The sequence below is a fragment of the Rhizobium sophorae genome, from assembly GCF_013087515.1.
In the GTDB taxonomy this organism is placed as follows: Bacteria; Pseudomonadota; Alphaproteobacteria; order Rhizobiales; family Rhizobiaceae; genus Rhizobium; species Rhizobium sophorae.
This window is the reverse complement of record NZ_JABFCN010000029.1, coordinates 93,125-102,415: the sequence shown is the minus strand read 5'-3', so window position 1 is coordinate 102,415 and position 9,291 is coordinate 93,125. Positions and strand designations below refer to the sequence as shown.

10 protein-coding genes are annotated in these 9,291 nt (G+C 63.1%); 4 read left to right on the top strand and 6 right to left on the bottom strand.

All coding sequences use genetic code 11. The features are described 5' to 3' along the window. Window positions 1-1,051: YifB family Mg chelatase-like AAA ATPase (locus G9X64_RS17360; protein ID WP_246270973.1), on the top strand; the 1,051-nt coding region annotated here is incomplete at its 5' end. Window positions 1,052-1,280: 229 nt separating this feature from the next. Here G9X64_RS17360 and cysK read toward each other — a convergent pair. Beyond that, complete coding sequence (cysK, locus tag G9X64_RS17355) at window positions 1,281-2,243, bottom strand: cysteine synthase A (protein ID WP_168307997.1); 963 nt, start codon at window positions 2,241-2,243, stop codon at window positions 1,281-1,283. A 144-nt stretch (window positions 2,244-2,387) separates the two neighbouring features. Continuing rightward, window positions 2,388-3,005, bottom strand: coding sequence for a LysE family translocator (locus G9X64_RS17350; protein WP_168307996.1), 618 nt, complete (start codon window positions 3,003-3,005; stop codon window positions 2,388-2,390). Between the two features lie 233 nt (window positions 3,006-3,238). On the opposite strand from G9X64_RS17350, the gene G9X64_RS17345 reads away from it, so the two are divergent. Beyond that, window positions 3,239-3,757: a Dps family protein gene (locus G9X64_RS17345; RefSeq protein WP_168307995.1), complete on the top strand. Its 519-nt coding sequence runs from the start codon at window positions 3,239-3,241 to the stop codon at window positions 3,755-3,757. Between the two features lie 49 nt (window positions 3,758-3,806). Here G9X64_RS17345 and G9X64_RS17340 read toward each other — a convergent pair whose 3' ends face one another. Further along, window positions 3,807-4,721 carry a DMT family transporter gene (locus G9X64_RS17340; RefSeq protein ID WP_171377041.1) on the bottom strand — a complete coding sequence of 305 codons (915 nt, stop codon included), beginning with the start codon at window positions 4,719-4,721 and terminating at the stop codon, window positions 3,807-3,809. 99 nt (window positions 4,722-4,820) lie between these two features. On the opposite strand from G9X64_RS17340, the gene G9X64_RS17335 reads away from it, so the two are divergent. Continuing rightward, window positions 4,821-5,285: an Lrp/AsnC family transcriptional regulator gene (locus G9X64_RS17335; protein WP_168307993.1), complete on the top strand. Its 465-nt coding sequence runs from the start codon at window positions 4,821-4,823 to the stop codon at window positions 5,283-5,285. A gap of 6 nt (window positions 5,286-5,291) precedes the next feature. Here G9X64_RS17335 and G9X64_RS17330 read toward each other — a convergent pair whose 3' ends face one another. Next, window positions 5,292-6,191, bottom strand: coding sequence for a GNAT family N-acetyltransferase (locus G9X64_RS17330; RefSeq protein ID WP_171377040.1), 900 nt, complete (start codon window positions 6,189-6,191; stop codon window positions 5,292-5,294). Next, window positions 6,191-6,661 (bottom strand): dUTP diphosphatase, encoded by a 471-nt coding sequence (gene dut / locus G9X64_RS17325; protein WP_168307991.1) that lies wholly within the window; start codon window positions 6,659-6,661, stop codon window positions 6,191-6,193. Before dut ends, G9X64_RS17330 begins: the two co-directional genes overlap by 1 nt. Before the next feature lie 91 nt (window positions 6,662-6,752). Between dut and G9X64_RS17320 the strand changes: the two genes are divergently transcribed. Next, entirely contained in the window at window positions 6,753-8,336 is a 1,584-nt protein-coding gene (locus G9X64_RS17320; RefSeq protein WP_168304508.1) for a peptide chain release factor 3, read from the top strand. Between the two features lie 28 nt (window positions 8,337-8,364). Here G9X64_RS17320 and G9X64_RS17315 read toward each other — a convergent pair whose 3' ends face one another. Further along, a complete protein-coding gene (locus G9X64_RS17315) occupies window positions 8,365-9,255 on the bottom strand; it encodes a LysR substrate-binding domain-containing protein (protein WP_171377039.1) in 891 nt (296 codons plus the stop codon). Window positions 9,256-9,291: the final 36 nt, after the last annotated feature.

The following is a 9,291-nucleotide window of genomic DNA, read 5'->3' as shown; positions in this document are numbered from 1 at the left end:
GCGTATCGAAAACCGCCGAGGCTCTAATCGCCGTTGGATGAAGATTCAGAGGCAGGTCAGCGCCAATGCCGCAAACCTGCCGGACCTTGCCGAGATCAAGGGCCAGGAAAGCGCCAAGCGCGCACTCGAAGTGGCCGCCGCCGGCGGCCATAATCTGCTGATGGTCGGTCCTCCGGGCTCCGGCAAGTCGATGCTGGCGGCGAGGCTGCCATCGATCCTGCCGCCGCTTTCGGCCGCCGAGCTGCTGGAGGTGTCGATGGTCCATTCGATCGCTGGCCAGCTCTCCGGCGGCAAGCTTTCCGATCGCCGGCCCTTCCGCACCCCGCATCACTCCGCCACCATGGCGGCGCTGGTCGGCGGCGGCCTGCGCGCCCGTCCGGGCGAAGCCTCGCTTGCCCATCACGGCGTGCTCTTTCTCGACGAGTTTCCCGAATTCACGCCGCAGGCGCTCGATGCGCTGCGCCAGCCGCTCGAAGGCGGCGAATGCGTCATTGCGCGCGCCAATCACCGCGTCTCCTATCCGGCGAAATTCCGGCTGATCGCGGCGATGAACCCCTGCCGCTGCGGCATGGCCGGCGAGCCCGGCCATACCTGTGCCCGCGGCCCGCGCTGCATGAGCGATTATCAGGCCCGCATCTCCGGCCCGCTGATGGACCGGATCGATATCCGCATCGACGTGCCGGCCGTCTCCGCTGCCGATCTCATCCGGCCCACGGCAGCTGAAACCAGCGCCGACGTCGCCCGCCGTGTCGCCCGCGCCCGCGAGATCCAGCGGGAGCGCTTCGAAAGCGCCGGCGCAAAGGGCATCGGCACCAATGCCCGCTGCTCCACCGCGATGATCGAGAAACTGGCCGAGCCCGACGCCAGCGGCCTGCAACTGCTGCGCGACGCCGCCGAGAAGATGAAATTCTCCGCCCGCGGTTACCACCGCGTGCTCAAGGTTGCCCGCACCCTTGCCGATCTCGACGGCAAGCCAACCGTCGGCCGCATCCATCTCGCCGAAGCAATCTCCTACCGCATCGCCGGCGAAAGGCTGACGGCGGCGGCGTGAGAGGCGCGAAGCGCGCCCGACAGTTTGTTGGCAGCTCGTCCTTTACTCGGCGTCATCCTCGGCCTTGTGCCGAGGATCTGCTGCATATCAACTGGCTGCAGATGCTCGGGACAAGCCCGAGCATGACGAAAGAGGAGTGGGTCGGCTTTATCAGCAGCTCACAGAGCGCCGAAGCAGGCCCGATATCCTGCGAAGACGAGTGACCGGCAAAGCCCGGCCAAATCCAGCCTCAGCTCCCCAGCCCTTCAAACAGCGCCGTCGAGAGATAGCGTTCGGCGAAGGAGGGGATGATGATGACGATGTTCTTGCCGGCATTCTCGGGACGGATGCCGACCTTGATCGCGGCCGTCAGTGCCGCACCCGAGGAGATGCCGACCGGCACGCCTTCGAGCCGGGCAACCAGGCGCGCCTGTTCGAAGGCTTCGTTGTTGGTCACGGTGACGACCTCGTCATAGATGCCGGTATCGAGGATCTTCGGCGCGAAGCCGGCGCCGATGCCCTGGATTTTGTGCGGGCCGGGATTGCCGCCGGAGAGGATCGGCGAATCGGCCGGCTCGACGGCGATGATCTTGATCTCGGGCTTGCGGCTCTTCAGCACCTGTCCGACGCCGGTGATCGTGCCGCCGGTGCCGATGCCGGAGACGACGATATCGACCGTGCCGTCGGTATCGTTCCAGATTTCCTCGGCCGTCGTCTTGCGGTGGATCTCCGGATTATCTGGGTTTTCGAACTGCTGCGGGATGACGGCATCCGGAAGGGAGGACGCCAGTTCTTCGGCCTTGGCGATGGCGCCCTTCATGCCCTTTGGTCCCTCGGTCAGCACCAGCTCGGCGCCAAGCAGCGCCAGCATCTTGCGGCGCTCGACCGACATCGTCTCCGGCATGGTGAGGATCAGCCGATAACCCTTGGCGGCGGCGGCAAAGGCGAGCGCGATACCGGTATTGCCGGAGGTCGGCTCGATCAGCACCGTCTTGCCGGGGGTGATCTTGCCTTGGGCTTCGAGGCCCTCGATCATCGCGACGCCGATGCGGTCCTTGACCGAGGCGATCGGGTTGAAGAATTCAAGCTTGCCGATCAGGTTCGCCACGACGCCTTTTTCCCGCGCCAGCTTGTCGAAGCGCACGAGCGGCGTGTCGCCGATGGTCTCGGTGATCGAGGAATAGATGCGGCCGCGGCCGGGCTTGTGCGACATGGGTGCTCTCCCTTTGAAATCCTGCTCCTGAAATCGAGGGGAGAATAGGGTCAAAGGCCGGTCTAGGCCAGACCGCGTTCGACCTGGAAGGGCGATCAGGAGAGAAAAAAACCTGTGAAAACCGGTTCTTGCCGAATGTTTATTTCAGGCCGCCCGCGTGGCGATGAAGGCGGCCGTGCCGGCGAGGATGCCGGCCGCAACCCGGTTCAGCGCCTGCAAGGCCCGCGGCTGCTTCAGCATCGTGCGGGCTCGCGAGGCAAGCAGCATATAGGGCACGAGCACGACGATCAGCACGACGAAGGTGGCGGTGAGCAGGAGCGCATAGTCGCGTAGGCCGATATTGCCGATATCGATCAGCGTCGGCACCAGGGCGACATAGAAGAGCATCGTCTTCGGATTGCCGAGCGTCACCAGCAGGCCGGAAAGGAAGGACATGCCGATATTGGTGGATTTCCGCGCCGCGATATCCTGCGGCAACAGCCCTGCCGTCCAGAGTTTCCAGGCGATGTAACCGAGATAGAGGACGCCGGCGATCTTGATTGTTATGAACACCTCGATAAAGGTCTGCGCCACGAAGGCAAGGCCGAGAGTGACCGCTGTCAGATAGGTCATATCGCCGAGCACCAGGCCGAGACCCATGAAGAAGGTCTCGCGGAAATTCGAGCCGAGCGCACGCGCGACGATTGCGGTAATCCCGGGTCCCGGAATGGCCGCGGCGATGAACAGCGCTCCGGCATAGGTGATCAGGACGGTGAGGCTCATCTTCTTAACCCTCAGGACTTCCACCGCCCATCTATAGGCAAGCGCCGCTTCCTCATCAATGCTTTGGCGCTGATCGGTCCATAACCATAAGGAATAGGTCTGTCAGACTATGATCTACTTGGAAAGCGACCCGGCCTTGCTATTTCTCTCTCTGCAAATGCGCGATCAGCGCGGCCCGCCGCGGTTGTCCCGGCCGGTGGAGCTAGAGATTTTCATCACCAAGGAGAGATTAAATGTCCCATACGCCAGCCGAAACCCGCAGGCTTTCGCCACTCAAGACGCCGTCCAGCCTGTCGACCAACGCCACTACCGATATTTCGGCGGCGCTGACCGCGCTGCTCGCCGATGTCTTTACCCTTTATGTGAAGACCAAGAATTTCCATTGGCACATGTCCGGCCCGCATTTTCGCGACTATCATCTGCTGCTCGACGAACAGGCCGAGCAGATCTTCGCCATGACAGACGACATTGCGGAACGTGCCCGTAAGATCGGCGGCACGACGCTGCGCTCCATCGGCCAGATCGCTCGCCAGCAGCGCCTTTTGGACAATGACGCGGATTTCGTCACGCCCGAGGACATGTTGTCGGAACTGCGCGAGGATAACGTTCAGCTCGTTTCGCTGCTGCGCGAGGTGCATGACCTTTGCGACGAGCATAATGATGTCGCAACCGCCAGCCTGATCGAGAACTGGATCGACGAGGGCGAGCGCCGCACCTGGTTCCTGTTCGAAACGACGCGCGGGCAGAAATAATATCGGCATGTCCCGGGCATGCTTGCTATGCCCGGGACAGGCCCGGTTCTCAACTCTCCAGCGCCCGCGGCCGCAGCCACCGCGGCGTCCAGCCGAGATTCATGCCCGCTGCGGCAAGGAGAATGATCGCCGCACCCAATATCTGCATCGGCTGCAGCGCATGGCCGAAGGCCAGCCGGTCGACGAGGATCGCCGCGATCGGATAGATGAAGGAGAGGGCGCCAGTCAGATGCGTCGGCAGCCTCTGGATTGCGCCGTAGAGCAGCACATACATCAGCCCGGTATGGACGACCCCGACGGTCACCAGGATCGCCCAGCCTCCTGCATCTTGCGGCGGATTTGAAAAGTCCGTCATCGGCGCCAGCATCAGCATGCCGGTGGCGACCTGGATGAGCGCGATCAGATGCGGCGGCGTGCCTTTCAGCCATTTCGCGGCAAGGGCGGCGAGCGCGTAGAAGAAGGCCGCACCGAGCGCCATCAGGATGCCGAGGCCGTAACCGTCAGATGTCGCCCCGCCAGTCTCCGGTTTTGCCTCGACGATGGCAATCATGCCGGCGAAGGCGAGTGTCAGCCAGAACAGCTTGGTGGCGGTGATCTTCTCGCCGAGAAAGAGCGCGCCGAGCACGAGCAGCATGAAAGGCTGGGTGTTATAGACAGTCGTCGCGATCGAGATCGTCGCATGCGAGTAGGAGGCAAAGAGCAGCAGCCAGTTCAAGACGATGGCGATGCCGCCGAAAATGGCGATGCCGAAGGCGCGCAGCGTGATGATGCCGGGCCGCAGCAGCCCGAGCGCGCCGCAGATGACAAGCAAGGTGAGCGCGCCGAACAGGCAGCGCCAGAAGACCACGCCGCTGACGGGTTGTCCCGACATGACGACGAACCAGCCGATCGTTCCCGAGATCAGCATCGCTGCCGTCATTTCCGCCGTGCCTCTTTTGATGTCGCTGCCCATGATTGCCTCCATTTCGATGACATAAGAATATTGCGACGAGAGGCGATTTTATATAAGGAAAGGAAGGAAGATGATCGGTGCCGCCTAATCATAATAGGAGAATGTTCCGCTGTGGCTAATGATGTGCAATCGCTCGACGAAATCGATCAGGCCATTCTGCAGGCGTTGGCCGGCAATGCACGGATCTCGCTGAAGGAACTGGCCCAGCAGGTCGGCCTCTCCTCGCCAAGTGCCGCCGAGCGTCTGCGCCGGCTGGAGGAGCGCGGCGTCATCAAGGCCTTCACCATCGATCTCGATCCCGCCGCCGTCGGTTATCCCCTGCAGGCGATCGTGCGCGTGCGTCCGCTCCCGGGGCAATTGCACATCGTCGAGCGTATCATCGAGGAAATTCCCGAAATCATCGAATGCGACAAGGTGACGGGTGATGATTGTTTTATCGCCCGCCTGGTCATCCGCTCGATGGCGGACCTCGACGGCATCCTCGACCGCGTCGCCGAAAGGGCGGAGACCAACACCGCGATGATCAAAGCCTCGCCCGTCAAACGCCGCCTGCCACCGCTTTCCCGCCGGAAATAGGGGGATCTAGAATTCCGCCATCGGCGACAGCATCGCCGGAAAATCCGGGGTGGCATCGCCGAGCCCGCGCAGCATCAGCCTCGTGCCGCTTTCCAACGATTGTGGAACACCCTCCCAGCCGAGCTTGTCGGGACGGAAAAGCACTTCCACGGAAGCCGGCGCGATCTCCAGCCCGCCTAGGATCGCGGCAAGCGACGGTATCTCAGCCGCCACGACGTCGAGGAGGCTGAAGCGGCCCGCCTCATCGATCTTCCAGGCGATGGCCGCCTGCCGCACTGCCAGAAAGCTGATGCGGATATCGGGATCGAGCTGGGTGTTGATCAGAAACATCGCCGCATTGACTGTGACCGCCAGCGAGGTTGAAACCGGGCTTCGTGCCTTCAGCAGCGATTGCAGCAGGGCAAGATCATCCGCATTCGTCGGCGAAAGTGGCCGGGCGGGTGCGGCGGAAGACGAAGGGGCGGGTGGTGCCCCCTCGTATCGGTGCAGCGGTATCGCGTGAAACCCATAGGCTTCGTAGAGCGACGGCTTGTCGGTATAGAGGATGACGGCTTCAAAACCTTGCTGATCGCACCAGTCGAGCGCTTTTACCGTCACGTCGCGATAGAGGCCGCGGCCGCGCCATGGCGGCCGCACGGCGCCGGATTGCAGCCCGGCGGCATGGACGATCCTGCCGTTGAGGACGAAGGGCAGCGCAAAGGCCGAAATATTGGCCGCAAGTTCGCCGTCGGCATCGAACCAGCCGAAGGGCATGCTGGTGGGGTCGGGTCCGCCGAGCTGTTGCAGCGGTCCGACATCGATGCCGAAAATATTCTTGAGCAGGCAGACCAGGGCCTCCCAGCCCACGGGGTCGCCGAAATAATCCTGCCGGAAGGTCAAGCCAGCGCTGTCGAGGCGCTGCGTCATCAGACGCCGGTGGAGCCGAAGCCGCCTGCGCCGCGCATCGTTTCGCTGGCCTCGGTGATCTCCGCCACCCTCGCCTGGGTGACGGAAGCGATCACCATCTGGGCGATGCGCATGCCGCGCGAGATGACGAAGGGCTCCTCGCCGAGATTGATCAGCAGCACCTTCACCTCGCCGCGATAGTCGCTGTCGACCGTGCCAGGCGAATTCAGGCAGGTGATGCCATTTTTGAAGGCCAGGCCGGAGCGCGGCCGCACCTGTCCCTCGAAACCTTCGGGGATCTCGAAGATGAAGCCGGTCGGCACCAGCGCCCGCTTGCCGGGCAGAAGTGTCAGCGGCGCTGCCTCGTCGACAGCGGCACGCAGGTCCATGCCGGCCGCTCCCTTGCTTTCATAGGCGGGCAGGTCGAGGCCTTCGCCATTGGCTAAGCGGATGAGGTTCAGCATCGGGCGCGTGTCGTGATGAATGTTCATGGCCCATTACTTTGCGCGTGGAAGGGCAAGGTCAATTGCAAAGCCGGCCTTTAGTCGCTAGATACGCGGCAATTCCACAGGATTCACAAGCATGGCCGAAAGTCTCGCCGAGGCGGTCTCCCGCCGCCGCACATTCGCTATTATCGCCCACCCGGACGCGGGCAAGACGACGCTCACCGAAAAGCTGCTGCTGTTCGGTGGCGCCATTCAGCTTGCCGGCGAAGTCAAGGCGAAGAAGGATCGCATGCAGACGCGCTCCGACTGGATGAAGATCGAGCGCGAGCGCGGCATCTCCGTCGTCACCTCGGTGATGACCTTCGAATATAACGACAATGTCTTCAACATTCTCGATACGCCGGGTCACGAGGATTTCGCCGACGACACCTATCGCACCCTGACCGCCGTCGACGCCGCCGTCATGGTCATCGATGCCGCCAAGGGCATCGAGCCGCGGACGCTGAAGCTTTTCGAAGTCTGCCGCATGCGCGATATCCCGATCATCACCTTCATCAACAAGATGGACCGCGAAAGCCGCGATCCCTTCGAGATCCTCGATGAGGTGGAAGAGAAGCTGGCGCTGGATACGGCGCCGATCACCTGGCCGATCGGCCGCTCCAAGACCTTTTGCGGTTCCTACAATATCGCCGCCAATACGGTGCGCGGCTCCGATACCGAAATCGAGGGAACGCCGGTCAACGGCCCGCAGAGTGTCGCCGGCCGACTGCCGGAAAACGAGCGTCAGGTGTTCATCGAGGAGACCGAGCTGGCGATCGAGGCCTGCCGTCCCTTCGACCGCCAGGCCTTCCTGGAAGGCCATATGACGCCGGTTTTCTTCGGCTCGGCGCTGCGCAATTACGGCGTTCGCGATCTCATCAACGCGCTCGGCGATTTTGCGCCGCCGCCGCGTGACCAGGTCGCCGATACCAGGACCGTGCATGCGACCGACGACAAGATGACGGCCTTCGTCTTCAAGATCCAGGCCAATATGGACCCCAACCACCGCGACCGCATCGCCTTTGCCCGCATCTGCTCCGGCAAGCTCGAGCGCGGCATGAAGGCAAGGCTTGCCCGCACCGGCAAGCAGCTCGGCCTGACAGCGCCGCAATTCTTCTTCGCCTCGCAGCGCCAGCTCGCCGACACAGCCTATGCCGGCGACGTCGTCGGCATTCCGAACCATGGAACGCTCCGGATCGGCGATACGCTGACCGAGGGTGAATCGCTGGTCTTCCAGGGCGTGCCGAACTTCTCGCCGGAGATCCTGCGCCGCGTGCGTCTGGAAGACGCGATGAAGGCGAAGAAGCTGAAGGAAGCCCTGCAGCAGATGGCTGAAGAAGGCGTCGTCCAGCTGTTTTCGCCGGAAGACGGCTCGCCGGCGATCGTCGGGGTCGTCGGCGCCCTGCAGCTCGACGTCTTGAAGGAGCGGCTGATGGCCGAATACGGCCTGCCGGTCTCCTTCGAAATGTCGCGTTTCTCCGTCTGCCGCTGGATCTCGGCCGATCAGCCGGCCGATCTCGAAAAATTCCTCACCGTCAAGCGCGGCGATATCGCCCGCGATCTCGACGGCGATCCGGTCTTCCTCGCCCAGGACGGTTTTTCGCTGCGTTACGAGTCCGAGCGCCATCCGGCGATCAAGATGGTCGCGATCAAGGAATATCACGCCGCCAAGGCGGCGTGATCTCTAAAGCTACTCTTCCGAAGCGGCTTCAGCCGGCAAGCCGCTCCGCCAGGAAGTCGACGACGGCGCGTACCGCCGGCAGCTGGCCGCGCCGGTGCGGCATCAGGATGGTCGTTTCGATGCTGCCGGCCGTCCATTCCGGCAGCAGCCGCACCAGCCGCCCGTCCGCCAGCGCTATGCGACAGACCGATGTCGGCAGGCAGGTAATGCCAAGCCCCGACATGGCCATTTCCATCAAGACGTAGGGCTCATCCGCCGCCATGACGGAATGCAGCGTGATGAGAACCTCGTCGCCGCCCGAATAAAGCCGCCACTGGTCCTCCGTCAGGCTGGTCATGATCGTCGCGTGCTGTGCCAGATCCTCCGGCCGGCGCGGTTGCCCATGGGCATTCACATAATCCGGCGAAGCGAGAATGAAGAAAGGATGGCTGGCGAGCTTCCGCTGCACCAGCGCCGAATCCGGCAGTGGCCCGCGGTGGCTGCGCAACGCGATGTCGAACCCTTCCTGGACGATATCGACGAAACGGTCCGTCACGTGCACGGAGAGCCGGAGCTTCGGATAGCGCGCCGCCAGCGCCGGCAGATGCTCCGTCAAGGTAAATTGCGCGGTCGGCACCGAGGCGGTCAGGCGAACACTGCCGGCGGGTTCGGCCAGATGCCGCCGCACGATGCCCTCGGCCATCTCGGCCTCGATGATCGAGGCCTGGGCATGCTGAAAGAATTCCCGGCCGAGTTCGGTCAGCGCAAAGCTTCGCGACGTGCGCTGGATCAGCCGGACGCCAAGCCGCGCCTCCAGCTCCGCAACCCGCTTGCTGACGGTCGATTTCGGAATGCCGAGATGTCTTGCGGCGGCGGTAAAGCTGCCGCTGTCGACGGCCTGCACGAAGAGATGGAGGTCGTTGAGGTTGAAAAGCGCCATCGTCAGCTTCCAGATGTGTGGACATTGCGATGCATT

Coding starts and splice junctions, on each gene's coding strand:
- cysK (WP_168307997.1), bottom strand. CDS start 2,243: ATGTCGCACAAGCCCGGCCGCGGCCGCATCTATTCCTCGATCACCGAG.
- G9X64_RS17350 (WP_168307996.1), bottom strand. CDS start 3,005: ATGAGCCTCACCGTCCTGATCACCTATGCCGGAGCGCTGTTCATCGCC.
- G9X64_RS17345 (WP_168307995.1), top strand. CDS start 3,239: ATGTCCCATACGCCAGCCGAAACCCGCAGGCTTTCGCCACTCAAGACG.
- G9X64_RS17340 (WP_171377041.1), bottom strand. CDS start 4,721: ATGGAGGCAATCATGGGCAGCGACATCAAAAGAGGCACGGCGGAAATG.
- G9X64_RS17330 (WP_171377040.1), bottom strand. CDS start 6,191: ATGACGCAGCGCCTCGACAGCGCTGGCTTGACCTTCCGGCAGGATTAT.
- dut (WP_168307991.1), bottom strand. CDS start 6,661: ATGAACATTCATCACGACACGCGCCCGATGCTGAACCTCATCCGCTTA.
- G9X64_RS17320 (WP_168304508.1), top strand. CDS start 6,753: ATGGCCGAAAGTCTCGCCGAGGCGGTCTCCCGCCGCCGCACATTCGCT.
- G9X64_RS17315 (WP_171377039.1), bottom strand. CDS start 9,255: ATGGCGCTTTTCAACCTCAACGACCTCCATCTCTTCGTGCAGGCCGTC.